General features: G+C 61.7%; 21 protein-coding genes and 1 pseudogene. 9 read left to right on the top strand and 13 right to left on the bottom strand.

Translation table 11 applies throughout. The annotated features are described in order from the left end of the window. Window positions 1-37 precede the first annotated feature (37 nt). From HU764_RS09660 to glnT, 4 genes are all read right to left on the bottom strand, one after another. The gene (locus HU764_RS09660; RefSeq protein ID WP_027595365.1) at window positions 38-1,363 is read right to left on the bottom strand and encodes an FMN-binding glutamate synthase family protein; all 1,326 of its coding nucleotides are present in this window, start codon (window positions 1,361-1,363) and stop codon (window positions 38-40) included. Between the two features lie 15 nt (window positions 1,364-1,378). Then, the gene (locus tag HU764_RS09655; protein WP_099429051.1) at window positions 1,379-2,053 is read right to left on the bottom strand and encodes a GltB/FmdC/FwdC-like GXGXG domain-containing protein; all 675 of its coding nucleotides are present in this window, start codon (window positions 2,051-2,053) and stop codon (window positions 1,379-1,381) included. Window positions 2,054-2,080: 27 nt separating this feature from the next. Beyond that, window positions 2,081-2,986 carry a class II glutamine amidotransferase gene (locus HU764_RS09650; RefSeq protein ID WP_186703978.1) on the bottom strand — a complete coding sequence of 302 codons (906 nt, stop codon included), beginning with the start codon at window positions 2,984-2,986 and terminating at the stop codon, window positions 2,081-2,083. Between the two features lie 65 nt (window positions 2,987-3,051). Further along, window positions 3,052-4,386, bottom strand: a complete 1,335-nt coding sequence (gene glnT, locus HU764_RS09645) for a type III glutamate--ammonia ligase (RefSeq protein ID WP_186703977.1) — start codon at window positions 4,384-4,386, stop codon at window positions 3,052-3,054. A gap of 272 nt (window positions 4,387-4,658) precedes the next feature. On the opposite strand from glnT, the gene HU764_RS09640 reads away from it, so the two are divergent. Further along, window positions 4,659-5,252 carry a helix-turn-helix domain-containing protein gene (locus tag HU764_RS09640; RefSeq protein WP_027595361.1) on the top strand — a complete coding sequence of 198 codons (594 nt, stop codon included), beginning with the start codon at window positions 4,659-4,661 and terminating at the stop codon, window positions 5,250-5,252. A 294-nt stretch (window positions 5,253-5,546) separates the two neighbouring features. Then, window positions 5,547-6,476 carry a DMT family transporter gene (locus HU764_RS09635; RefSeq protein WP_186682588.1) on the top strand — a complete coding sequence of 310 codons (930 nt, stop codon included), beginning with the start codon at window positions 5,547-5,549 and terminating at the stop codon, window positions 6,474-6,476. 192 nt (window positions 6,477-6,668) lie between these two features. Here the strand turns inward: HU764_RS09635 and HU764_RS27620 are convergent, their stop codons facing one another. The 3 genes and pseudogenes from HU764_RS27620 to HU764_RS09625 all read right to left on the bottom strand — a co-directional run bounded on the left by HU764_RS27620 (window position 6,669) and on the right by HU764_RS09625 (window position 8,513). Then, window positions 6,669-7,115, bottom strand: coding sequence for a hypothetical protein (locus HU764_RS27620; protein WP_225935631.1), 447 nt, complete (start codon window positions 7,113-7,115; stop codon window positions 6,669-6,671). Between the two features lie 150 nt (window positions 7,116-7,265). Then, window positions 7,266-7,397 (bottom strand): annotated as a pseudogene (locus HU764_RS28075) (RHS repeat-associated core domain-containing protein); the annotation flags it as partial. A 420-nt stretch (window positions 7,398-7,817) separates the two neighbouring features. Next, window positions 7,818-8,513 carry an NUDIX hydrolase gene (locus tag HU764_RS09625; RefSeq protein WP_186682584.1) on the bottom strand — a complete coding sequence of 232 codons (696 nt, stop codon included), beginning with the start codon at window positions 8,511-8,513 and terminating at the stop codon, window positions 7,818-7,820. Window positions 8,514-8,651: 138 nt separating this feature from the next. On the opposite strand from HU764_RS09625, the gene HU764_RS09620 reads away from it, so the two are divergent. Further along, on the top strand, window positions 8,652-9,302 hold the full coding sequence (locus tag HU764_RS09620) for an isochorismatase family protein (RefSeq protein ID WP_085274331.1): 651 nt from the start codon (window positions 8,652-8,654) through the stop codon (window positions 9,300-9,302). Then, complete coding sequence (pncB, locus tag HU764_RS09615) at window positions 9,299-10,498, top strand: nicotinate phosphoribosyltransferase (protein WP_099429045.1); 1,200 nt, start codon at window positions 9,299-9,301, stop codon at window positions 10,496-10,498. Before HU764_RS09620 ends, pncB begins: the two co-directional genes overlap by 4 nt. 106 nt (window positions 10,499-10,604) lie before the next feature. On the opposite strand, the gene HU764_RS09610 is transcribed toward pncB, so the two are convergent. Then, on the bottom strand, window positions 10,605-11,492 hold the full coding sequence (locus HU764_RS09610) for a LysR family transcriptional regulator (RefSeq protein ID WP_186703976.1): 888 nt from the start codon (window positions 11,490-11,492) through the stop codon (window positions 10,605-10,607). Between the two features lie 112 nt (window positions 11,493-11,604). Here HU764_RS09610 and HU764_RS09605 point away from each other — a divergent pair, with 112 nt between their 5' ends. Together HU764_RS09605 and ppnN are read left to right on the top strand one after the other, a co-directional pair. After that, complete coding sequence (locus HU764_RS09605; RefSeq protein ID WP_186682580.1) at window positions 11,605-12,666, top strand: YeiH family protein; 1,062 nt, start codon at window positions 11,605-11,607, stop codon at window positions 12,664-12,666. A gap of 50 nt (window positions 12,667-12,716) precedes the next feature. Next, on the top strand, window positions 12,717-14,090 hold the full coding sequence (gene ppnN / locus HU764_RS09600) for a nucleotide 5'-monophosphate nucleosidase PpnN (RefSeq protein ID WP_186703975.1): 1,374 nt from the start codon (window positions 12,717-12,719) through the stop codon (window positions 14,088-14,090). 358 nt (window positions 14,091-14,448) lie between these two features. On the opposite strand, the gene HU764_RS09595 is transcribed toward ppnN, so the two are convergent. Continuing rightward, entirely contained in the window at window positions 14,449-15,609 is a 1,161-nt protein-coding gene (locus HU764_RS09595; protein ID WP_186682578.1) for a GGDEF domain-containing protein, read from the bottom strand. A gap of 263 nt (window positions 15,610-15,872) precedes the next feature. Between HU764_RS09595 and HU764_RS09590 the strand changes: the two genes are divergently transcribed. Further along, complete coding sequence (locus tag HU764_RS09590) at window positions 15,873-16,649, top strand: RHS repeat-associated core domain-containing protein (RefSeq protein ID WP_186703974.1); 777 nt, start codon at window positions 15,873-15,875, stop codon at window positions 16,647-16,649. A 65-nt stretch (window positions 16,650-16,714) separates the two neighbouring features. On the opposite strand, the gene pssA is transcribed toward HU764_RS09590, so the two are convergent. Then, window positions 16,715-18,028, bottom strand: a complete 1,314-nt coding sequence (pssA, locus tag HU764_RS09585; RefSeq protein ID WP_186703989.1) for a CDP-diacylglycerol--serine O-phosphatidyltransferase — start codon at window positions 18,026-18,028, stop codon at window positions 16,715-16,717. A 173-nt stretch (window positions 18,029-18,201) separates the two neighbouring features. Between pssA and HU764_RS09580 the strand changes: the two genes are divergently transcribed. Beyond that, window positions 18,202-19,194, top strand: a complete 993-nt coding sequence (locus HU764_RS09580; RefSeq protein WP_186682574.1) for a GlxA family transcriptional regulator — start codon at window positions 18,202-18,204, stop codon at window positions 19,192-19,194. A gap of 39 nt (window positions 19,195-19,233) precedes the next feature. On the opposite strand, the gene HU764_RS09575 is transcribed toward HU764_RS09580, so the two are convergent. The 3 genes from HU764_RS09575 to katG all read right to left on the bottom strand — a co-directional run bounded on the left by HU764_RS09575 (window position 19,234) and on the right by katG (window position 24,406). Beyond that, a complete protein-coding gene (locus HU764_RS09575) occupies window positions 19,234-20,568 on the bottom strand; it encodes an MFS transporter (RefSeq protein WP_186703973.1) in 1,335 nt (444 codons plus the stop codon). A gap of 122 nt (window positions 20,569-20,690) precedes the next feature. Beyond that, window positions 20,691-21,902, bottom strand: a complete 1,212-nt coding sequence (locus tag HU764_RS09570) for a M24 family metallopeptidase (RefSeq protein ID WP_186703972.1) — start codon at window positions 21,900-21,902, stop codon at window positions 20,691-20,693. 245 nt (window positions 21,903-22,147) lie between these two features. After that, window positions 22,148-24,406, bottom strand: coding sequence for a catalase/peroxidase HPI (gene katG, locus HU764_RS09565; protein WP_186682570.1), 2,259 nt, complete (start codon window positions 24,404-24,406; stop codon window positions 22,148-22,150). A gap of 435 nt (window positions 24,407-24,841) precedes the next feature. On the opposite strand from katG, the gene HU764_RS09560 reads away from it, so the two are divergent. Next, the gene (locus HU764_RS09560; protein ID WP_027595347.1) at window positions 24,842-25,747 is read left to right on the top strand and encodes a LysR family transcriptional regulator; all 906 of its coding nucleotides are present in this window, start codon (window positions 24,842-24,844) and stop codon (window positions 25,745-25,747) included.

Raw genomic sequence — 25,747 nt, 5'->3', positions numbered from 1 at the left:
TCGCGAAAGGGCCGCAAAGCGGCCCCAGAAGGTTGAATCAGTACTGAGCCTGGCCTGGTACCCAGGCAGTACCGGCCAGCGGTACCCGGGCCATGGCGGCTGCTTCCACGGTCAGCGCCACCAGGTCCTCAGGGTCAAGGTTGTGCAGGTGCGACTTGCCGCAGGCACGGGCCATGGTCTGCGCCTCCAGCACCAGCACGCGCAGGTAGTTGGCCAGGCGCCTGCCGGCCTCTTCCGGGTTCAGGCGCTTGGCCAGTTCCGGATCCTGGGTGGTGATACCGGCCGGGTCGCGGCCGTTCTGCCAGTCATCGTAGAAACCGGCGGCCGAGCCAAGTGCCTTCAACTGCGCATCCAGGCGCGGGTGGTTGTCGCCCAGGGCGATCAGCGCGGCGGTGCCGATGGCCACTGCGTCAGCGCCCAGGGCCATGGCCTTGGCCACATCGGCGCCGTTGCGGATGCCACCCGAGACAATCAACTGCACCTTGCGGTGCATGCCCATCTCTTGCAGTGCCTGCACCGCCTGCGGGATGGCCGGCAGGATCGGAATACCGACGTGCTCGATGAACACTTCCTGGGTCGCGGCAGTACCGCCCTGCATGCCATCGAGCACGATCACGTCAGCGCCGGCCTTCACCGCCAGCTTGACGTCGTAGTACGGGCGGCTGGCACCGATTTTCACGTAGATGGGTTTTTCCCAATCGGTGATCTCGCGCAGCTCGGCAATCTTGATCGCCAGGTCATCCGGGCCGGTCCAGTCCGGGTGGCGGCAGGCACTGCGCTGGTCGACACCGATCGGCAAGGTGCGCATGCCGGCCACGCGCTCGGTCACTTTCATGCCCAGCAGCATGCCGCCACCGCCCGGCTTGGCGCCCTGGCCAAGGACGATCTCGATGGCGTCGGCCTTGCGCAGGTCGTCCGGGTTCATGCCGTAGCGCGACGGCAGGTACTGGTACACCAGGTGCTGCGACTGGCCCCGTTCTTCCGGGGTCATGCCGCCGTCACCGGTGGTGGTGCTGGTGCCGGCGATGGTCGCACCACGGCCCAGCGCTTCCTTGGCGTTGGCCGACAACGCGCCGAAGCTCATGCCGGCGATGGTCACCGGGATCTTCAGGTGGATCGGTTTCTTGGCAAAGCGGGTGCCCAGCACCACGTCGGTGCCGCATTTTTCGCGGTAGCCTTCCAGCGGGTAGCGCGACACGCTGGCGCCGAGCAGCAGCAGGTCATCGAAGTGCGGCACGCGGCGCTTGGTGCCACCGCCGCGAATGTCATAGATGCCGGTTTCGGCGGCACGCTGGATTTCCTGGATGGTCAGGCGATCGAAGGTGGCCGACTCACGCAGTACCGGGGGGAATTGCTCGCTCATGGGGTTGCTCCTGGATCAGTACGCGGAGGCGTTGTCGACTTTGAAGTTGTACAGCTGACGGGCCGAGCCATACCGTTTGAAATCGGCGGCTTTATGGTCGAGGCCCGCGTCGTTCAGCAGCGTTTGAAGCTCTTGCAGGTGCTCGGCGCGCATCTCTTTCTCGATACAGTCCGAACCCAGCGACTGGACCGTGCCCTTGACGTAGATGCGCACCTCGTACAGCGAGTCTCCCAGCGCATCGCCGGCGTCGCCGCACACCACCAAACGCCCGGCCTGGCCCATGAAGCAGCTCATGTGGCCAATGCTGCCGCCGACCACGATGTCGACGCCCTTCATGGAAATACCGCAACGGGCACCGGCGTCGCCCTCGATCACCAGCAACCCACCGTGGGCGGTTGCACCGGCGGCCTGAGAGGCACTGCCCTTGACCCGCACCGAGCCGGACATCATGTTTTCCGCCACCCCCACGCCCACATTGCCGTGCACCGTAATGTTGGCTTTCTGGTTCATGCCGGCGCAGTAGTAGCCGGCATGGCCATCGATCTCTACCGAAACGTCTTCGTTGATGCCGACAGCCAGGTTGTGTTTGCCGTCGGGGCGCGTCACGCGCCACTCACGGTCTTGCACCTCACCGTGCAGGGATTGGTTAAGGACACGCACCGAAGTGCTGGAAAGGTCGATCGTCTTCATAAGATTCTCCAGAGGTTCGGTGGCAGGTCAGGCGCTTTCGCGCTCCCAGACGTACAGGGTGGCCGGCGCCGGCTCCCAGACCTTGGCGTTTTCAATACCGGGTAGGCTGGCCAGGGCCTGGTATTCGGAGGCCATGGCCACGTAGTCGTCGGTTTCGGCCAGCACCGCTGGCTTGCAGGCGATCGGGTCGCGAATCACGGCAAAACCGTTGCGGGTGCCAATGGCAAAGGTGAAGAACCCGTCCAGGTCTTGCAGAGCCCCGTCCAAAGCCTTGGCCAAGGTATCGCCCTGCTGCAGGCGCCAGGTCAGGTAGCCGGCAGCCACTTCGGTGTCGTTGTCGGTCTCGAAGCTAATGCCTTCACGCTTGAGTTCCTGGCGCAGGCGGAAGTGGTTGGACAGCGAGCCGTTGTGCACCAGGCACAGGTCGGCGCCCGTGGAGAACGGGTGGCTGCCCTCCAGGGTCACCGCGCTTTCGGTGGCCATGCGGGTGTGACCGATGATGTGGCTGCCCTTCATGCCGGCCAGGCCGAAGCGGCTGGAAATCTCAGCCGGCAGGCCCATGCCCTTAAGGATTTCGATGCTCTGCCCGGCGCTCATGATGCGCACTTCAGGGGCCAGCTCGGCCAATGCAGCACGGGCGGCAGCTTCTGTGGTGTGCACCTTGAGCACGGCGGCGCTGGCGTTCTGAAACCAGTCCAGCGAACAGCCCAGGCGCCCTTCCAGTTGCCCCATCAAGCTGGCCCACAAATAGCCCCCATCAAGGGCCTGCAACGTCAGTTTCACCCAGCCGTCCGCCACTTCATCGCCGTAGATGGCAAAGCCGGCGCTGTCAGGGCCACGGTCGGTCATGGCGTGCAGCATGGGTTCGAAGAGCTTGCCGAGCTGGGCTTCCAGCTCAGGCTTCTTCAGGTACAGACCTACGATTCCACACATGGTGATGCTCCTTACTAGGCAGTGGGCGACCGCTGTTTTGAGGGCCGCCCAAGGGATGGGGGCGGTCAGAAAAACTCGGTGTAACGCTGGATTTCCCAGTCGGAAACGTGGCGGCAGTACTCCACCCACTCCATGCGCTTGAGCTTGATGAACTCGTCGACGATCTCTGCGCCGAGCACCTCGCGGAACAGGTGGTCGGCCTCGAGCGCGTCGGCGGCTTCCTTGAGCGATTGCGGCAGGGTCTTGATACCGCGTGCAGCGATTTCTTCGAGGCTCAGGGTGTAGAGGTTCTCGTTGCACATCTCGCCTGGGTCGAGCTGGCGGTCGATACCATCCAGGCCAGCCGCGATGATCGCGGCAGTGACCAGGTACGGGTTGCAGCCCGCATCCGGCAAGCGGAACTCAAGGCGCCCGTAGGGGATGCGGACCATTGCCGAGCGGTTGTTGGCGCCCCAGGCAACGAAGGCTGGGGCCCAGGTCGAGCCGGACAACGAGCGGCCAACCACCAAGCGTTTGTAGGAGTTGACGGTTGGCGCCGCGAAGGCACACAGCGCCGGGCCGTGGGCCATCAGGCCAGCGGCGAAGTGGTACGCCAGCTTCGACAGGCCCATGCCGCTGCTGTCGCTGGCGTCATGGAACAGATTCTTGTTGGTGCTGCTGGCCAGCGACAGGTGAAAGTGCATGCCATTACCCGCGCGCTTGGGGTCGGGCTTGGGCATGAACGAGCAGATCATCCCCAGGTCGTTGGCGATTTCGCCGGCCGCCATGCGGAAGAACGTGAAGCGGTCGGCCGACTCCATGGCGTCGCTGTAGGTGTAGTTGATCTCGAACTGGCCGTTGGCGTCTTCGTGGTCGATCTGGTAGATGTCGAAGCCCACGGGCTGCAAGGCTTCGGTCAGGCGCTCCAGAAACAACCGCGAACGCGACAGGCCCTTGTAGTCGTAGCACGGCTTGTCGAGGTTGTCCGAGGCATCCACCAATTGCAGCTTGCCGCCTTCGTCACGGCGAAACAGGCTGAACTCGGGCTCCAGCCCGGTGTTCAGCGTCCAACCCTTGTCGGCCAAGCGCTGCACCTGTTGCTGCAACACGTAACGGCTGTCATAAGGCCAGGGCTGGCCGTTGACATGGCCGACGCACACCACCCGGCCATAGCCGGGCTGCCAGGGGACCGGGATCAACGTGGCCAGGTCGCCCCGGGCCATGAAGTCCGGGCCGTGTGGCTCCATGCCCATGCCGCAGATGGCGAACCCGGCAAAACCGGCGCCCTCCTCGGCCACCATCTTGAGGCCCGAGACCGGCACCGATTTGGTCTTTGCCGAGCCATGGATGTCGACAAACTGCGCCAGCACATACTTGATGCCGTGCTGATCGAGGGTGCGCTGGGTTTCTGCTGGCAACATGGGTTGAACACTCCTGGGTAAGGGGTCGCTTGTAATTCCGCATGGGAAACTTACTTTCATCACAGGAATGCAAAGCGCTTGCCAGGTTTACCTCCACCGGCCTTTTCGCGGCGGTTCGGCGTGAAGAGGCCAGCCGCCATTACCCAGGAAATTCCGTTGTAGATATGGGAAACTTGTTTTCACCTGAGGAAAACGACTGCCACCGCAGCAGCATTTCGCACTTTCTCAGTGCGATATATTTATTCTTGAACTGAAACCGTGCAGGACATTAGATGCCGACCGAAACCCAACCGCGCCTTCGCCTGGAGCAGTACCTGGGCTTGCAGATCAAGCGCCAGCGCCAGGCCCAGTCCCTCAAACTCGCCGATGTGGCGCGCATCGCCGGTATCAGCCAAGGGATGCTTAGCAAAATCGAGAACGCCCAGGTGTCCACCAGCCTCGATACCCTCAGCCGCCTGTGCGATGTGCTGGGTATGCCGATGGCCAAGCTGTTCAGCCAGTACGACCAACCTGACGGCAATGCACTGCTGGTGAAGGCCGGTGAAGGGCTGGAGGTGGTGCGCCGGGGCACAGAAAAGGGCCACACCTATCATTTGCTCAATCACGCCAGGGGCCCGAAGAAGCACTTCGAGGCCTACATGGTGAGCATGGATGACGCCAGCGAAGAGTTCCCGACCTTCGCCCACCCAGGCACGGAGTTCCTGCATTTGCTGGAGGGTGAACTGGTGTACCGCCACGGCAACCAGCTCTATCACATGCACGCGGGTGACAGCCTGACCTTCGATGGCGAAACCCCGCACGGGCCGGAGCAGCTCGTGCAGGTGCCCATCCGCCTGCTGTCGATCATGAACTACGGCGAAGAGTAAGGCGGCGCGGCGCGACAACGATCAATGTCGCGATCAGACAACCAGACGTCGCCCGCGACCGGCCCCGCAACCCTGTATACAAAAATAATACACACATCTGCCAGCCCCGCGCCGTGGGCTGGCAGACGCGGTAATTGCGAGTTAACAGCCTCGCTTCACAATTCCAACGCTGTGGCGCCTTTTTGCACCGGGCAATTCGTCCGGGCTCATAACGATAAAACTCCCAGTTTTGAAAACCCGCGACGCGTCGGCCGGGAGTGCTTGCGCGCGCACATTGTGAAGCATTTGACTGCCATGATCGCTACCTCCCTCCCCGTAGCCGGTGCCTCCACCGGCCACCGCAACGCGCTGCTCGTTGCCCACATCGCCGCCGTCCTGTTCGGCCTGACCGGCATCCTGGGCCACTTGATCGAAGCCGACGCCAGCATTATCACCTTCGGCCGCGCCACCTTTGCCTTCATTGCCCTGGGCTTCGTCGCCGGGCTCAAGGGCACCCGGCTGCTCGACGCCCTGACCTTGCGCAACCTGCCAATCCTCGGCCTGACCGGCGCGCTGCTGGCTGCCCACTGGGTGACCTTCTTCTTTGCCGTCAAGGTCGGTGGGGTGGCCGTGGCGACCCTGGGCTTTGCCAGCTTCCCCGCCTTTATCGCCATGATCGAGCGCGGTGTGTTCGGCCAACGCATTGGCGCCACCCAAGGTTTGTTATTGCTGATGGTGACGGCAGGCCTGGTGCTGGTCGTGCCCACCTTCGACCTGCTCGACAAAGGCACTGTCGGCCTGCTGTGGGGATTGGGGTCTGGCCTTGCCTTCGCCTTGCTGACGGTCGCCAACCGCCGCCGCGCATCGAGCATGAACGCGATGCAAGTGGCGTTCTGGCAGAACGTGGTCGTGGCCGCGCTGGTGGCACCGTTCGCCTTCACTCACTTGGGCAGCACCAGCCTAGGCGGCCATGACTGGCTCAACTTGGCGCTGCTGGGCGTGTTCTGCACCGGGCTGTCGCAGTTCCTGTTCGTCAAGAGCCTGGAAGGCCTTGAAGCGCGTACCGCCGGCATGATCATCGCGCTGGAGCCGGTATATGCGATTCTTGGGGCGTGGTGGTTGTTTGGCGAGCAGCCGAGTGTGCGCATGGCGGCGGGGGCGGCGTTGATCGTGTTGGCGACGCTGCTGGCTGCGGCACGCAAGGCGCCGGCGGAACACGGTGATACCAGCCGCTGCGCGCATTGATGCTAGCGTGTTGCCTGCATGCATCGAATGGCGCATGCACAATACCTGTGGAATTTGCCCGCGAAGCAGCCGACGCAGTGGATTGCACCGGCTTCCTCAAGCATCCCAGCGCCACATTCAAGAAATTCAGGACGGAAATCTTCGCCAACAGATACGATGGAAGGCCGCTTCGATCTCTTCCAAGCTCTCCGCTCACTCTTCCGGAAATAGAGAACTGTATGGCGGGGGGGCATCTGAGTGACGTCGAATACTCTGATTATCATCCGCAATGACAGGAGAATTACTTGAAAATTGAGCATTAAGAACGCGCATATTCTCGTAATATCTTCCGTATATTGCCGGGTCACCAGGCTCACCAATTGATACACCCGTCAGCCAATCCCAAACCTTCCCCAGCGAGCTTCTTTCTGGCAAACCATATTTAGACTTCCCCATCCACCCGCTTCCAGCATCGACACGATATTTTCCGTCCAGCACTGGCGCGAAAGGATTTACACCGGAATAATAAATATTATTATTTACATCACTAAAACCCACATAATAGGTATTGCGATCTTTGACACTGTAGAACTCAGCAGCATATTGTTCACTCCTGGGAAAATTATTCTTCATGATTTGTTCATGAACATGTTTGAGCATTCGCCTCATGCTCCCCGGCAGACCTATATCCGCCATTACTTGACTGGTACCCGTTGGCACTTTTCGATGAAAATTCCAAATGGATGATCGACCTGAAGGGTCTGCTCGATTTACAGGATCACCGACACAATAAACGTATGCATTCAGTCCTCCCTTACCGAAGGGGCTAGCCTTATCAGCGCTGAGAAAACGTCTGAGGGCAGGGCTATAGTACCTATAGCCAATACCCAATGGGGAACATTCACTTAGTAAATCAAATGGTTCCCCATTGAACCCGACTATCGCAACTTCTTTTTCTGTCGATAAACCGTATGGACAGTAACTCGCCCCACTGGCTTCCTGAGCACCGCGTGCCGCAAGTATCGAGCCCCCCCATCAACCTGCAACAGTTTGACTGTCCCTTGCAACTGTGCGACCCCCTGACCCCCTGCAACCATAAGTCGCACGTTCCCCAGGCCCATTTGACAAACCCTTTGAGCGTTGGCATAAAAAAACATTAATGCCGCAGGCTTATTCATTGATCCCTCATAAGATAGCCTTATCACTGAAGCCCACTCTATATGTATTACGGCTTTCGCGAACCTAGCAATTTTACCAGGTCCATCGGAACGTTCACTGCGGGTTCTTCCGCCGCAAACGACTAAAGATAGTCATACTTACCGCAATGGGAGGCAATGCCTCTAGAATTGCTCGACTTAGCCCCTACTGCAACAAACTGCGGTCAAACATGAACGGCCGCTCCCCCTGCGGCGTGTACTGATACAACTGCTGCGGCCTACCCAGCTTAGGCTGATTCTTCTCCCCGGTATCCCTCACCCACCCCAGCTCGCGCAAGCGCTCCAGGCGTTTGCGCAGCGAGGTGTTGTTCACCGCCTGCCCCAGGCACGCCTGCACCGCCCCCAAGGCATCGAGCACGGTGAACTTCTCGGCCAGCAGGTACAGCGGCAAGCTGCTATACACAGTCTTCGCCGCCAGCCGTTCGCGGGCGCGCTCCACCAGCAAGTTGTGGTCGAAGGGCAAGAGCACCTTGCGCCCCAGCACGCTGTCCATATCGACAAACGCCAGCTGCTCACCTTCAACGGTCTGCCCTGGGTCGAGCAAGGCCAGGTAGTAGGTGCTCAGCGACCAGCCACGCGGGTCACGGAACGCATTGCCTTCGGTACCCACCTGTTCCATGTAGCACGGCACCACCCGGGCCTTCTCCCGCAAAGCGCGGTCGGCCGCGCCCTCCAGGCTGGTGTCGGGGATACGGCCGTTGACGATCACACCCGGCAAGGCCCACTGGCCGGCGTGCGGTTCGCGCTCACGGCGGTGCAACAACACTTGCAGATGTTGGGCTTCAGGGGCCATGCGTAAGGCGACGATATCGACGCTGGCCAAGACTTCAGTGCTACTCAAGGGAACGCTCCACGCTTCAGTAACTCCATAATCCACCAGAGCAGTTAAGTAGCACAAGAGGCTTTATTTCAATGGCTAGTGCTTGACACACTTAATGCACCAGGTGGAATATATAACCATGCCAGCGAGGAGAGCACCATGAAGATCGCCAGTTTCGATGTCGACGCGCAAAACGGCTTCACCGCCAACGCCCCGCAGGAGCTACCCGTGCCCGAGGGTGATGAAATCGCCGCCGACCTCAACGCCATGGCCCTGCGTGCAGACCTGCGCCTGGGCAGCAAGGACGCTCACCCGGCCAATGCAGCCTGGGTGGTTGCCGACCCGGCCCAGATGCTGCAACCGCTGCCGCTGGCCAATGCCGACCTGACCTGGGTCAGCCACTGCGTGCCAGGCACACCGGGCTTCGAACTGCTGCCTGGCCTGCCCGCCCCCATCGATTACGACTACTTCGTGTGGAAAGGCGTCGAACCCGACCTGCACCCCTATGGCGCCTGCTACCACGACCTGGCCGAACGCCGCTCCACTGGGGTGATCGAATACCTCAAGGTGCAGCAGGTGGGCGCCGTGATCGTCGGCGGCCTGGCCCTGGACTACTGCGTCAAGACCACCGCCCACCAGCTGCGCCGGGCCGGGTTCCAGGTGTTGCTGTACCTGCCGGCTTGCCGCGCCCTCACCCAGGCCGGCGCCATCGCAGCCTGCGGCGCATTGGCCGCCGAGGGTGTCATCCTCTGCGGCGACGAAGCCGCGCTCGACTACCAACTCTCGCTGATCAAGGAAGACCGCCCATGAGTGACAGCGTTTTCGGCCCGCGCATCATCCAGAATCTGCTGGACACCGACTTCTACAAGATCACCATGATGCAGGCGGTGCTGCACAACTACCCCAACGCCGAGGTGGAATGGGAATTCCGCTGCCGTAACGGTGAGGACCTCTCCCCTTACCTGGCAGAAATCCGCTACCAGGTCGAGCAACTGGCCGATGTCACCGTCACCCACGACCAATTGGCCTACCTCGAAAAAATCCCGTTCATCAAACCGGACTTCATCCGCTTTCTGAGCCTGTTCCGTTTCAACCTGCGCTACGTGCAGGTCGGCCTGGACGACGCCGGGCAGCTGGCAATCCGCGTGCGCGGGCCGTGGCTGCATGTGATCCTCTACGAGATCCCGCTGCTGGCAATCATCAGCGAAGTGCGCAACCGCTACCGCTATCGGGAAGTGGTGATGGAACACGTGGGCGAGCGGCTGTACCAGAAGCTTGACTGGCTCAAGGCCGAAGCGAGTGCCGATGAGCTGGCAGGCTTTCAACTGGCCGATTTCGGCACCCGACGGCGCTTCTCGTACCGGGTCCAGGAGCAGGTCGTGCACATTCTCAAGCGCGACTTCCCTGGCCGCCTGGTCGGCACCAGCAACGTGCACCTGGCCCGCGAATTGGAACTCAAGCCCATCGGCACCATGGCGCACGAATGGTTCATGGCCCACCAACAACTGGGCCCGCGCCTGGTCGACAGCCAGGCCGCTGCGCTTGAATGCTGGGTACGGGAATACCGCGGGCTACTGGGCATCGCCTTGACCGATTGCATCACCATGGATGCGTTCATGGGGGATTTCGACTTGTACTTCGCCAAGCTGTTCGATGGCCTGCGCCACGACTCGGGCGACCCGCTGGCATGGGCAGAAAAGGCCATTGCCCACTATGAAAAACTGGGGATCGACCCGCGAAGCAAAACGCTGATCTTCTCGGATGGGCTGGATTTCGCCAAGGCGCTTGGCCTGTACCGCGCGCTGCACGAGCGGATTAACGTGAGCTTTGGCATCGGCACCAACCTCACTTGCGATATCCCGGGGGTGGAGCCGATGAACATCGTGATCAAGATGACAGCGTGCAATGGGGCGCCGGTGGCGAAGATTTCCGACAGCCCGGGCAAGACCCAATGCCGGGACGAGAACTTCGTGGCGTATCTCAAGCACGTGTTCAAGGTGGGTTGATACCGCCGCGAAAGGCCAGCTTTGCTAGGATCTGTACGGTAAGTCTGGTCATCCATCATTGTGGGAGCGGGCTTGCCCCGCTCCCACAAAACTTTTCGTACAGAGCCTAACCCTCTTTCGGCTGCCCCACACACAACTCCATGAACCGCGCCGCCGCCCGCGACGGCGTGGCGGCATGGGGCATCAAGATGGAAAAGCGCCTGACCAGTGGCTGCGGCGTAATGCGCAGCCGCCGCAACACGCCATCCTCATGGCGAATCGACATGGCCGACACAAAGCCAATCCCCATACCTGCCCGCACCGCTTCCTTTACCCCTTCCACACCGGCGATTTCCATCGCGACGCGCATTGCCACGCCACTGCGGGCAAATGCCCGCTCGACAATCTGCCTCACCCCTGACCCACTCTCGCGCAGCACCAGTGGGTAGGCCCCCAAAGATTCCAAGGTCTGCACCTCGTCACCGGCCAACGGATGACTACTGGGCACGATCGCGACGATCTCATCCTCACGCCACGGCGTTATCCCGGTGCCCAACGGCAACTCCTGCCCGGGAGGCCCTTCGATCAAGGCGATATCGACACTGCCCAGCGCGGCGACAATTTCAGCCGTGTTGCCATTGGAGGTGCTCACCGACACGTCTGGGTAGCGTGCGTGGAAGTCGGCGATGAGGTACGGCAGCAGGTAGCTGGCCGGCGTGGTACTGGCGCCGATGCGCAAGGTGCCGCGCTCCAGGCCGCGCATGGCCTCGCGCAGGGCCTGGGCCTGGCGGAAGGTATCGCGCAGCCGCTCGGCATGGGCCAACAACTGCTCACCTGCAGCCGTGAGGCGCACGCCGCGCCCTGCGCGTTGGTAAAGGGGCTCACCGAAAGCCTCCTGCAGCAACTTGAGCTGCCCGGACACAGCGGGCTGCGACAGGTGCAACGCCTGGGCCGCGTGGCTGATATTGCCATGCTCGGCGACGGTGGCAAATGTTATCAGCTGTTCTGGGGTCATGAATTCAAAATATCAGCTAAACGGATACTTTACATCCTAAATTACGATTTTTTATAAGCTTATAACCAGATTAACGTAGGCCTTGTCGAAATACCTTTCCCGGAGGACTCACATGGCCACGGTTCCATCCCACCCCGCCTACGCGCCTACCCTCTCTACCCGAGGGCGGCTCAATGGCATTTTGTTCGTGGCGCTGTTCGCGCTTGCCGTCACCCAACTGGCAGCCTTGCCCGCCATCGCCAACCTGGGCATTAGCCCGCTGATCGTCGGTATCGTTGCCGGTGCCCTGTACGGCAACGCGCTGCGCGATGGCGTGCCGGCGAGCTGGGCGGCGGGCATCAACTTCTCGGCCCGCGGGCTGCTGCGCATCGCCGTGGCCTTTTTCGGCCTGCGGGTCAGCCTGCAGGAAATCGCCGAAGTCGGCTGGTCGGGCCTGACGGTTTCGCTGCTGGTGGTGGTCAGCACCCTGCTGATCGGGCTCTGGTGTGGCATGAAGCTGCTCAAGCTGGACCGCGACACCGCGCTGCTCACCGCTGCCGGCAGTGCCATTTGCGGCGCCGCTGCAGTACTTGCGTTCGAGTCGGCGCTGCGCAGCGCCCCGCACAAGAGTGCCATGGCCGTTGGCAGCGTGGTGCTGTTCGGCACCCTGTCGATGTTCCTTTACCCCTTGGCGATCAATGCCGGATGGCTGCACCTGGATACCCTGGGCGCGGGCCTGTTCCTGGGCGGCACGATCCACGAAGTGGCCCAGGTGGTAGGTGCAGCCAGCAACGTCAGCCCCGAGGCGACGCACATCGCCACCATCGTCAAGATGACCCGGGTGATGCTGCTGGTGCCGGTGCTGCTGGTGGTAGGCCTGTGGATCAGCCGCTCGCGCCAGCCGGGCCAGGCGCAAGGCAACGGCCGCATCGCCATGCCCTGGTTCGCTTTCGGCTTCCTGGCGCTGGTGCTGGTGAACTCGCTGCAGGTGCTGCCTGGCAGTGTGACCCAGGCGTTCAATAGCCTCGACACCTTTGCCCTGACCATGGCCATGACCGCGCTAGGGATGGAGACACGCTTCAGCCAGATCCGCCAGGCAGGGCCACGGGCGCTGCTGACCGGGGCGATACTGAACCTTTGGCTGGTGGGGGGCGGGCTGGCGATTACGCTGGGTGTGCAAAAGCTCTTCGCATGACTTATGGTGTTGTCTAAGAAGGATGTTTTACCTGCACAGGAAAGACTTAGATGCCCCAACGCCATGTCATAAATGCATCCGTCAGCCCCAAAGGCAGCCTGGAGACGCTGTCGCAACGTGAAGTCCAGCAACTGAGCGAAGTCGGTACCGGTAGCCTCTACACTCTGTTCCGCCAGTGCGCGCTGGCCATCCTCAACACCGGCGCGCATGTCGACAATGCCAAGACCATTCTCGAGGCCTACAAGGACTTCGAGGTGCGTATCCACCAGCAAGATCGGGGCGTACGCCTTGAGCTGCTGAATGCCCCCGCCGATGCCTTCGTCGATGGCGAAATGATCGCCAGCACCCGTGAAATGCTGTTCAGCGCCCTGCGCGACATCGTCTATACCGAAAGCGAGCTGGCCAGCCAGCGCATCGACCTGGAAAGCTCCCAGGGCATCACCGATTACGTGTTCCACCTGCTGCGCAACGCCCGCACCCTGCGCCCAGGCGTGGAGCCGAAGATGGTGGTGTGCTGGGGCGGCCACTCGATCAGCAGCGAAGAATACCAATACACCAAAAAGGTCGGCCACGAACTGGGCCTGCGCAAGCTGGACGTCTGCACCGGCTGCGGCCCTGGGGTAATGAAAGGCCCGATGAAAGGCGCTACCATCGCCCACGCCAAGCAGCGTATGCACGGCAGCCGTTACCTGGGCCTGACCGAGCCGGGCATCATCGCCGCCGAAGCGCCCAACCCGATCGTCAACGAACTGGTGATCTTGCCGGACATCGAGAAGCGCCTCGAGGCCTTCGTCCGTGTCGGCCACGGCATCATCATCTTCCCGGGCGGCGCCGGTACTGCCGAAGAGTTCCTCTACCTGCTCGGCATCCTCATGCACCCGGACAACCAAGGCCTGCCCTTCCCGGTCGTGCTCACTGGCCCCCGCAGTGCCGAGCAGTTCCTGCTGCAACTGCACGCCTTCGTCGGCGCCACCCTCGGTGAAGCCGCGCAAAGCCACTACCAGATCATCATCGATGACCCGGCCGAAGTCGCGCGCCACATGGTCGAAGGCCTCAAGGAGGTCAAACAGTTCCGCCGTGAACGCAACGACGCCTTCCACTTCAACTGGCTGCTGAAGATCGACGAGGGTTTCCAGCACCCGTTCGACCCGACCCACGCCAACATGGCCGAACTCGCCCTGCGCCGCGAGCTACCGCCCCATGAACTGGCCGCCAACCTGCGCCGAGCGTTTTCCGGCATCGTTGCCGGCAACGTCAAGGACAAAGGCATCCGCCTGATCGAAGAACACGGCCCCTACCAGATCTGCGGCGACAGCGCAGTATTGGAGCCACTGGGGCGATTGTTACAAGCATTCGTCGACCAGCACCGCATGAAGTTGCCGGGTGGTGCCGCCTATGTGCCGTGCTACCAGGTAGTGACCTGAAAACGGTGATCTAGCGCCGGCTCTTGATCTTGATCTGGCTTTTGACCTTCAGCGACTCAGGAGGCCGAGCGCAGGCCTTGCGAAGGGAGGTGACGGGCAAGGATGCCCGTCAAGCGCTGGGGCCCAGGATGGGCCCTGCAGCGCGGTCCTCCCGGGAGCAAGGCCGTAGCGAGGGGACCCCGAAGCGCAGCGTAGGGGCCGTATGATGGAGCGCAGCCCTTTTTGGTTACTTTTTGGGGCGTTTGCCAAAAAGTGACCCGCCGTAAGGGCGGAAAGGTGACTAAGCGTCGCCCCAATGCTGGATCACCCCCCCCCTCAAAACCAACACCAACACCCACACCCACACCCACACCAACGATCAAGAAACCAAACCCTCCCGCTCAACCAGCCGAATACTGTCACGCCCCCCGCGCTTCGACTCATACAACGCCACATCCCCCTGCTCAATCAACGCCGCCAAACTCACCGGCGGCTGATCAAACACATTAGCCCCAATACTCAACGTAACCGCCTGCGGCGTAGGCACCGTCTGCCCAGCAAACTGCTGAAACCGCTCACGCAACTGGCTACCCAGCTCCACCACCCGCTCCCGCGTCGCCTCACTGAGCAGAATCACAAACTCATCCCCCCCAAGCCGCGCCGCCAGCGACCGCTCCGGCAACACCGCACGAATCATCTCGCTCAAGGCGATCAACAGCCGATCCCCCGCAATGTGCCCGTGCAAATCGTTGACCAGCTTGAAGTTGTCGATATCGATCAACAGCAAGGCCCCCGGCCGCGCCGGGCTGACCTCTTTGAAAAAGTGCGGCGCCCGCACTTCCAGCGCCCGCCGGTTGTACAGCGCCGTCAACGGATCGCGCGCCGCCAGCCGGGCGATACGTTCTTCACGGCGATAACGCACCGTCCCCGTCATCGACAGCGCAATCAACATGATCGCCATCGCCCCCTCGACCAGGGAAATCTGAATGATCAGCCCGCCAAAGGTCGCCAGGTCAATCAAGGTGCCCGGCGTGATCGCAATGATCGCCTTCGCCACATAGAACAACCCATGGATCAGCAACACATAGCGCAATTGCACCGCGCCCACGCTCAGCGACCTGCCGTGGGGCTTCAACAAAAAGCTGGCCTTGAGGGTCAACAGCGCCACCAGCAACGAGTTGACCATCAGCATCACCTTCGACCACTCCGGCCCCGCGGGCAGCAGCAGCAAGGCGAACCACATCGGCACCATCAGCAACCAGGTGCGCGACAGGCGGTTCTGGGTAAAGCGCAACACCCCCATCAGGAAAAACGCATGCGCCACCACCAGCAACCCGTTGGCGAACCAGATGCCGATCAACAGCAAGCCAATGCCACGCAACAGGGCCAGGGTGGAGCCGACGGTAATAGTGGCGAAGCCCGCGCTCCAAAACAGGAGTGAAGCCTCGCGAACGCTGCGCCATTCGATCGCCAGGTACAAAGCAGCAGCGGCTGCCAGGGCGATCGTAATCGTCAGCATCGTGGGTGGATCAAGCGCCATAGACGGTTTGGCCTATCTGGTTAACGAGGAAAACGCCTCATTGTATTCGTTTGCCATTGGTTTTCAGAGGGGGAACACGCAAACGATCATATCAATTCAAAGCGCCCTCACAGCGCAGCACCCTCCAGTTGTTAACTGTGCTCCAGGTTGCGTAGCAGTACCCATTTTCACTACGCATCTATGAACCTAGCAATTTTACCAGTAGCACATTCAGCGTTGAACGTTAAGAATGCCTGAAGCGCTCACCTCCGATGGCTGCATAAATGAATGCAAATGAGCTTTACCCTAATTTTTCCGGTGACTACACTGCCTACGGTTTTATTCCAACCTCTAGGTATTCTCAAACCGTCTGTGGCTTCCATGGTCAGAGAAAAGATTCGCTTATGGCAGTCTATTGGTTGGGCAATGGATACCGCGCCTACAGTCCGATCCTTATGCGATTTTTGTCGCCCGATAACGTAAGCCCCTTCGAAGCCGGAGGTATAAATGCTTATGTATATTGTGAAGGTGACCCTATCAACAACAGCGACCCGACCGGGCACATGAAGACCGGCGTTGATCACCTTCTTATTAGGCCAGAGGGGGCTCCCCGTAACGTTCCAACTGCACCTCAGGTCTCGGTCGCCACCCGAAACCGATCACTATCACCTGGGACAATCCAGGCCTACCTTGGCGATGTGCTACCTACGACCTCTTCGAACAGCGGGCAGTTCCAGGCGCCGCCTTCCGCCACCGGTCCGAGAATACAAATTTCTCACGATCAATATGTCGCAGCCCGCAACTTCATCAACCAATTTTTTGCGAAATCTCTACCAATTCCACAACAGTATGTTGCAGAATACAGGTTCATCATGAACGCCTGGCTAGACACTTTTTACTTAGGGAGCCTTGAGCATCACAATGCTGAACAAATGATAGTTTCAACACCGTCTTTCGAAATGCATCAGCGCAAACGAGTTGGTTGCCAGGTCCGGACCATATTGGACAACATCACGGCACAATCGCTTAATAACCATATCGCTACCAACGTGCGATCTTAGTACCTTAGTACTTTACTGTGTCGACGTTGTCTAACAGCGTAGATTCACCACGCTGCGATAGAGGTTCAGAGGACCCGTTTGATCAACGGTTCAAGGCGGCTATAGCGCAACCGCCGCAAGAGCTTGCGCACCTCCTTGGGGTGCTCGGCCTTGACCCCGAGCTCGGCCGCTGAATCGATTTTCCGTGCGTGCCGGCGTATCCCCGTCAATTCCACGTCCCGAGGCACCAACCACTGCCCTGCTGGGTCATCGATAAGCAAGCCATTCTCAAGGTCCAGGTTGAAACCACGCGGGTTGAGGTTGTTACCGGTCAGCAGCGAATAACGCTGGTCGATCCACAACCCCTTGGCATGGAAGGTGTGCCCGGGGTCGTTCCAAATCCGCACTTCGAGCTGGCCATTGGCAAGCGCGGCCTGGCGACGGCGGGCAAAGGCGCGCAGGTTGTCCTCGTACAAGTAGGGCAACGCACCGCTAGCACTGAAAGGCTCACCCGGAGCGATATAAAAGTCATTGGCCGTGCGATCGCCGACGATCAGCTCCACGCGCACGCCACGGTCCAGCGCGTGGTCGATTTCGCGCATCAATACCCGAGGCGGATTGAAATAAGGCGTGCTGATGATGATCTGAGTGCGTGCAGCGGCCAGCAGTGCGCAAAGTGCTTTGTTGAGCGGGTTGCCCCGCCCAACGCCAAGCAGCGGGATGACCCGCAAGCCCTGCCCCGCTTCGCCGGCGGGCACCTCATAGACCATGCGCCGCAGCCGCGCGCGCAAGCGCCGGATGTCACCGCGCAAGCTGCGGGTCGCGGGCGGTGCCGGCAAGTCCAGCCGCGGTGTGGCGGTGTGGTGCAGCAAACGTCTAACCAGGTCGACCATGGCATCGGCCAGCGCAGGCGACTGGAACAGGTGATAGCGATCCAGGCGATAGCGGTCGAAACGGTGCAGGTACACGTTGTTGAGGCTGGCACCGGTGTAGATCACACAGTCGTCGATGATGCTGCCTTTCAAGTGCAACACACCAAACAGCTCGCGGGTTTGCACCGGAACGCCATGGATCACCACATCCAGCCCACGCAATTGACGCTGGGCCTGGTACCAGGCCGCATTACCCGGCTGCCGCCCGCCCCCCAGCAGGCCACGGCGGGCACGGAACCAGTCGACCACGACAGTAATTTCCAGGCCTGGCCGCGCGGCCTTGGCCTGGTACAAGGCATCGAGCACTTCCTGCCCGGCCTCGTCTTCCTGCAGGTACAGGGCGACGATGACGATGCGCCGGGTCGCCGCCGCGATACGGTCGAGCAGGCAGCGACGGTACGCCGCGGCATCGGGCAATACCTGGATCGCCTCAGGCGCGAGGGCGAAACCTGGCAGCGCTGCCAGCATGGATTCGGGGTTCACGTAGGTTCACCTTCTGTCTGCATTCAGGTCCATTCCTGGCCACCAGCCCGGGGTGTAAGATCGACCGGGTAACGACCTATAACAACAAGAATCATGCGAGGCCTGTTTTTCTCACTGCCCCCGACGAATCACGCCTCAGCTTGCACAGGAAGATCGCAATGGTCCACCCCGTTTCTGCAATCGTAACGCCTTCGCCCGCCAAGACCTTCGGTTTTCTGATCTTGCCCAACTTCACCACCATCGGCCTGGCGTCGGCGGTGGAGACCCTGCGCATGGCCAACCTGGCGGCCCGCCGGCCGATGTACCGCACCGTGCTGATCGCCGCCAGCGATGAACCGGTGGCGGCAAGCAACGGCATGCGCGTGTTGCCTGACTACAGCATCGACAACGCCCCGGCGCTGGACACCCTGTTGGTGGTCGGGGCCAACCCGATCGATCGCAGCCGTGGCAACCGGCCCTTGATCGACTGGCTACGCCAGCTGGCCCGCCAACGCCTGCCGTTGGGCGGCATCTGCACGGGCAGTTACCTGCTGGCCAAGGCCGAGTTGCTCAAGGGCTACCGCTGCACCATCCACTGGGAAGACATGCAGACGTTGCAGGAGCAGTTCCCCGGTATCGTCATTTCTGGCCAGCTGTTCGAACTGGACCGCGACCGCTACACCTGCTCGGGCGGTGTGGCGGCCATGGACATGATGCTGCAACTGGTGGCCCGGGAAGAAGGTGGCCAGGACATCGCCGCCAAGGCCGCCGAACTGCTGCTGTGCGACCGTGTGCGTGGCGAGCGCGAACGCCAGCGGGTGCCCCTGCGCACCCTGCTCGGCAGCGCTCAGCCCAAGTTGAGCCAGGTGGTGGCGATCATGGAAGCCAACCTGGAGGAGCCACTGGGGCTGGAGGAGCTGGCCAGCCTCAATGAAGTGACCGTGCGCCAATTGGAGCGGTTGTTTCATAAATACCTGCAGCGCACGCCCAGCCAGTATTACCTGGAGTTGCGGCTGTCGCGGGCGCGGGAGCTGTTGTTGCGTAGCGATGTGCAGGTGCGAGAGGTGGCGTTGGCGTGTGGGTTCAGCTCGCCGGCGCATTTTTCCAAGAGCTACAGCCGATTTTTTGGGCTGTCGCCGCTGGGGGAGCGGCGGCAGGCTTCGTTGCACTGACATCAGAAAGTGCAGGGCTCTTCGCGGGCACAGATCGAATCAATCCTTCAGGGCCGCATGCGCCGTCTCCCGGCACATCAGCATCGCCACCAGCGCCACCAGTGCTGCGGCCAACAGGTACCCCGCCGGCGCCAGCTTGCTGCCGGTCACCTGTATCAGCCAGGTGGCAATGAACGGCGCCGTCCCGCCAAACAAGGCATTGGCCACGTTGAAGCTCAGGGCGAAACCACTGAAGCGCACCCGCGTCGGGAAGATCTCCGCCAACAGGCACGGCAAGGTCCCATCGTTCATCGCCAGCATCGCGCCAAACAGAATCTGGATGGCCAGAATCACCAGCAGCGGTTGCCCATCGAGCAACGTGAACAAGGGCACGGTGAGCCCCAAAAACAGCAGCGAGGCGATCACCAGCATGGTCTTGCGGCCAAACTGATCCGACAGCCGCCCCATCAGGAAAATCAGGCCGATGTAAGTGGCCAATGAAACCGTCGAGGCAATGAAGGCATCTCGCTCGGTCATGCCCAGCTCAGTAGACAGGTACGTCGGCATATAGCTGAGCAGCAGGTAGAACGCCACCGCGTTCAGGCACGTCACGCCGATACCGATGCCTAGGCTGCGGCGATGCTGGGTCAGCAACTCGCGAATCGGTGCCGGGGTCATGCAGGCCTTGTTCTCGAGACGCTGCTCCATCTCCAGAAACTTGGGAGTGTCCTGCAGGCTCATGCGGATGTAACGGCCCACCAGCCCGAACGGTGCAGCCAGCAGGAACGGCAGGCGCCAGCCCCAGCTGTGCAGGTCCTCGGTGCTGAGTAGCTCATGCAGCACCGCCACAAACGCCGCACCGAACAGCAACCCCGCTGCCGTGCTGGCCGGCACGATACTGGTGTACAGGCCACGCCGGCCCTGGGGCGCGTATTCGGCCAGGAAGGCCGATGCCCCCGCGTATTCGCCCGACGCCGAAAAACCCTGCACCAGGCGTATCACCAGCAACAGGCACGGTGCCCATAGGCCGATCTGCGCATAGCCAGGCAGCAGCCCGATGCAGAAGGTCGAGATCGACATGATCAGGATCGACAACGACAGCGCATTGCGTCGCCCATGGCGATCACCAAAGTGGCCCCAGACCACGCCGCCCAACGGGCGAACGAGAAACGACAGGGCGAACACCGCGAAGGTCGCCAGCAGGCCGGTAGTTTTGTCGGTTTGCGGGAAAAACGTGGCGGCAATGATGGTGGCGAGGTAGCCGTAGGCGGCGTAGTCGAACCATTCGACGAAGTTGCCCATGAAACTGGCGCGCGCGGCCTTGCGCAGGGCCTGGCGTTCGGCGCTGTGCACGGCGCCGCCGAGGGTGGGAGCGTTCAGGGTGGTGCTGGACATGACGGGTACCCTCTGGTTCTTCTAATTGGAGGCAGGGTCTGGTGGTCATACAGTGGTTTTATTGTTGTTGGTGCCGGCCTCTTCGCGGGTAAACCCGCTCCTACAGGGGCCGGCACTGAGCATCATTTGCGGATGATGTTGTGCTCCGGCCCGTACGGGAACTTGGTAATGTTTTCGGCGCCGCTGTCGTTGACGATGAGGATATCGTGCTCGCGGTAGCCGCCTGCACCCGGCCGCCCTTCGGGCAGCATGATCATTGGCTCGATCGACACCACCATGCCCGGCTCCAGCACGGTGTCGATGTCTTCGCGCAGCTCAAGCCCCGCCTCGCGACCGTAGTAGTGGCTCAACGTCCCAAACGAATGGCCATAGCCGAACGTGCGGTACTGCAGCAGGTCGTGACGCAGGAAGATCTCGTTCAGCTCACGGGCAATGTCACTGCAGCGCATGCCCGGGCGCACGAGTTTCAGCCCAGCCTCATGCACCTCGACGTTGGCCTGCCACAGGCGCAGGTGATCATCCGGGCAATGGTCGAGGAACAAGGTGCGCTCAAGGGCGGTGTAATAGCCGGCGATCATCGGGAAGCAATTGAGGCTGAGGATCTCGCCCTTGCCCACCGTGCGGCTGGTGACCGGGTTGTGCGCGCCGTCGGTGTTGAGCCCGGACTGGAACCAGGTCCAGGTGTCCATCAGCTCGCCGTCGGGGAAAGACGTGGCGATCTCGCGAACCATCGCCTGGGTGGCGTGCAGCGCCACTTCGTACTCGGGCACATGCTCACGCAGGGCCTCGACCACTGCCGCGCCGCCGATATCGGCCACCCGCGCGCCGTGCCGGATCAACGCCTGCTCTTCTGCGGACTTGATCATGCGCATGCGCATGCACGGGGAGCCGATGTCCAGCAACTCGGCCTTGGGGTAGCAGGCGGCGAGCTTGGCGTGGTTTTGCAGGTTGAGGTGGTCGTATTCCACGCCGATGCGTGAGGCCAGCGGCAGCGCTTGTTGAATGGCGACGAAGAAGTTGTCGCGTTGCCAGTCGGTGTAGACGATGTTGTCGGTGCCGACCGTGCGCCGCCAAGGCTGGCCGCCATCGATGTTGGCACTGATCGAGACGACCTTGTCCTGGGTCACCACCAGTGCATAGGGGCGGCCAAACGAGCAGTAGAGGAAATCACTGTAGTAATTGACGTTGTGGTACGAGGTGAAGATCGCCGCTTCGATGTCCTGCTCGGCCATGTAGGCCCGCAGACGGGCGTGGCGGGCTGCGTATTCCTGAGCGGAGAAGGTCGCTTTGACCTTGTCGCCGTTGCGGATCTTCAGGGTTTTTGGCATGTGCATGGTCGGGTTCCTTGTCGTTGTGAGCACGCTGTTTCAGGCCGGCCGCCTGAGAAGCATTGCAACAGAACGAACGAGGACACTTTTGTATCTATCCGACCTGGAATTGGCGGGATGGCCACCGACGTGTAGGAGCAGCCTTGTGCTGCGAAGAGGCCGGTACAGGCAGCCCGAATTGCGGCTATCTGTACCGGCCTCTTCGCAGCACAAGGCTGCTCCTACACAGGCTGTGGGGTTTCAGGCACGCTTTATTTCAGATCAAAGCGGTCCAGCTCCATGACTTTTACCCAAGCTGCAACGAAGGCCTTCACAAACCTGTCCTTGCCATCGCTGCTGCCATACACCTCGCTCAACGCCCGCAACTGGGCATGCGAACCGAACACCAGGTCAACACGGCTGCCCGTCCATTTAACCTGCCCGGTCTTGCGGTCCCGGCCTTCAAAGCGCTCGTTGTCGGCTGACGTCGGCGTCCACTCCACGCCCATGTCCAGCAGGTTGCGGAAGAAGTCGTTGCTCAACGTACCCGGCTTGTCGGTGAACACCCCGTCCTTGTTGCCGCCATGGTTGGCACCCAGCACGCGCAGGCCGCCGATCAGCGCGGTCAGCTCGGGCGCCGTCAGGGTCAGCAGTTGGGCCTTGTCCAGCAGCAGTTTCTCGGCCTTGACGCTGTAGCGGTCCTTGGTGAAGTTGCGGAAGCCATCGGCCAGCGGTTCCAGCACGGCGAACGACTCGACATCGGTCTGTTCCTGGGAGGCATCGACGCGGCCGGGGCGGAAGCTGACGCTGCCACTGTAACCCGCATCCTTGGCGGCCTTCTCCACGGCGGCGGTACCTGCCAGCACGATCAGGTCGGCCAGGGAGACCTTCTTGCCACCGTTGTTGAACTCGCTCTGGATCTTCTCCAGCGCTGCCAAGACCTTGCCTACGCCCTGGTTCGCAGCCCAGTCTTTCTGCGGTGCCAGACGCAAGCGTGCACCGTTGGCACCACCGCGCTTGTCGGACCCACGGAAGGTCGAGGCTGAGGCCCAAGCAGTCGATACCAACTCGCCCACGCTCAAGCCTGAAGCCAGAATCTTGGCCTTGAGCGCAGCGACATCCTGCTCGCCCAACGATACCGGGTCGGCTTTAGGCAGCGGGTCTTGCCACAGCAATTCCTCGTTGGGCATTTCTGGCCCGAGATAGCGCGCCAGCGGGCCCATGTCGCGGTGGATCAGCTTGTACCAGGCACGGGCAAAGGCGTCCGCCAATTGGTCGGGGTTGTCCTTGAAGCGGCGGGCGATCGGCTCGTAGATCGGGTCGAAGCGCAGCGCCAGGTCGGAGGTGAGCATGGACGGCGCATGGGTTTTGCTGGGGTCATGGGCATCCGGCACGGTGCCTGCGCCTTTGCCTTCCTTCGGCCGCCACTGGTGCGCACCGGCCGGGCTCTTGGTCAGCTCCCACTCGAAATTGAACAGGTTGTTGAGGTACTCGTTGCTCCATTTGGTCGGGGTTGAGGTCCAGGTCACTTCCAGACCGCTGGTGATGGTGTCGGGGCCTTTACCGGAGCCGAATTTGTTGGCCCAACCCAGGCCCTGCATCTCCAGGCCCGCAGCCTCGGGCTCGGCCCCCACATTGTCGGCGGGGCCTGCGCCATGGGTCTTGCCGAACGCATGGCCCCCGGCGATCAGCGCCACGGTCTCTTCATCATTCATGGCCATGCGGCCGAAGGTTTCGCGGATGTCTTTGCCCGAGGCGACCGGGTCGGGGTTGCCTTCCGGGCCCTCCGGGTTGACGTAGATCAGGCCCATCTGCACGGCGGCCAGCGGGTTTTCCAGGTTGCGCTCGGCCTGCAGGTTGCGGCTCTGTTCTTCGCCGTGCTTGGCGGGTTCGGCCACCAGGTCACCCTGGCCGGGTTCCTGTGCCTTGACCTGCTCCTTGCCGTAGCGGGTATCGCCGCCCAGCCAGACCTTTTCCGAGCCCCAGTACACGTCTTCATCCGGCTCCCACACATCGGCACGCCCGCCAGAGAAACCAAAGGTCTTGAAGCCCATGGACTCCAGCGCGACGTTACCGGTGAGGACGATCAGGTCAGCCCAGGAAATCTTGTTGCCGTACTTCTGCTTGATCGGCCACAGCAGGCGCCGGGCCTTGTCCAGGCTGACGTTATCCGGCCAGCTGTTGAGCGGGGCGAACCGCTGCTGACCGGAACCGGCGCCACCGCGGCCATCGCCAATGCGGTAGGTCCCGGCGCTGTGCCAGGCCATACGGATGAACAGCGGGCCGTAGTGGCCGAAGTCGGCGGGCCACCAGTCCTGGGAGTCGGTCATCAGGGCCGTCAGGTCTTGCTTCAGGGCCTGGAAATCGAGGCTCTTGAAGGCGTTGGCGTAGTCGAAATCCGGGTCCATCGGATCGGATTTGGCGGTATGTTGGTGAAGGATTCTCAGGTTGAGCTGGTCAGGCCACCAGTCACGGTTGGTGGTGCCGCCACCTGCGGTTTGATGGAACGGGCATTTCGATTCGTTCGACATCTGTGGGTACCTTTGGGTCGGTTATCCAGATTTCCGGTCTATGCCAGGTGTTCTATCAGCCGAGCGCTTGGGCTCGTGCCTACCCCTCATCAGGTCTGGTCGGTGTCTTGCCGACACGGGGCTAGCGAAGCTGTCACGACCGGGCGGCACAGTCTTGAACACAAGTGCTCAGGCACGCCCCGGCCGCGGAATTCACAGGGCCAGGGGAAAGACTAGCCGAGCTTGGGCAGACTTCTAATAGAGCGAGTATTACGGGGTAATAGGCTGGCTCTGTCAGCGTTTTGCCGTGCGGGCCTTTTCGCGGGGCAAGCCCGCTCCCACAGGTAGATTCGCGGGCTTGCCCCGCGAAGAGGCCGGCACATCCATACAAGGCAAGCGGGCCTGCGCCGTGCTTCAATACACCGTCAATTCCCTAAACCCCGTGAGCCAAGCCCCATGAACCGCAACGACCTGCGCCGCGTCGACATGAACCTGCTGGTGCTGTTCGAAGCCCTGATGATCGAACGCAACCTGACCCGCGTCGGCGAAAAACTGTTCATCACCCAGTCCACCGTCAGCGCCGCCCTCGCCCGCCTGCGCGAGCTGTTCGACGACCCGCTGCTGATCCGCAACGGTCGGGCCATGGAGCCCACGCCACGGGCGATGCAGATTTTCACCGAGCTGGGGCCGGCCATGGATGTGATTTCTTCCGCCATCAGCCGTGCGCGGGCGTTCGACCCCGCCAACAGCTGCAACGTATTCCGCCTCGGGCTTTCGGACGACGCCGAGTTCGGCCTGCTCCCTGCCCTGCTTCAAGCCTTGCGCGAAGAGGCACCCGAAATCAGCGTGGTGGTGCGGCGGGCCAACTTCCTGTTGATGCCAGGCCTGCTCTCCAGCGGCGAGATTTCGGTGGGCGTGAGCTACACCACCGACCTGCCGGCCAATGCCAAGCGCCGCAAGTTGCGCGACATTGGCGTGCGCGTGCTGCGTGCCGACGATCGACCGGGGCCACTGACCCTTGACGAGTACTGCGCCCGCCCGCATGTGATGGTGTCGTTTTCTGGCGACATGAGCGGCAACATCGACCTGGACCTGGCGCGTATCGGCCGTTGCCGCAAGGTGGTGCTGGCCGTGCCGCAGTTCGGCAGCCTGCGCGCGCTGCTGCGCAACACCGAACTGATCGCCACAGTACCGGACTACGCCGCCTGCGCCCTGGCCGATGACGGCAGCTTGCGCGCCGACCCAGCGCCCTTCGAAATCACCGAGGCAGAACTGTCGATGGTCTGGAGTGGCGCCCAGGACAACGACCCGGCCGAGCGCTGGTTGCGCGAGCGGATCCTGCAGTTCATGGCCTCGCCATGA

Source organism: Pseudomonas kermanshahensis (assembly GCF_014269205.2).
Taxonomy (GTDB): Bacteria; Pseudomonadota; Gammaproteobacteria; order Pseudomonadales; family Pseudomonadaceae; genus Aquipseudomonas; species Aquipseudomonas kermanshahensis.
The sequence above is the reverse complement of the archived record's forward strand: the minus strand, read 5'-3'. Positions and strand labels throughout refer to the sequence as shown.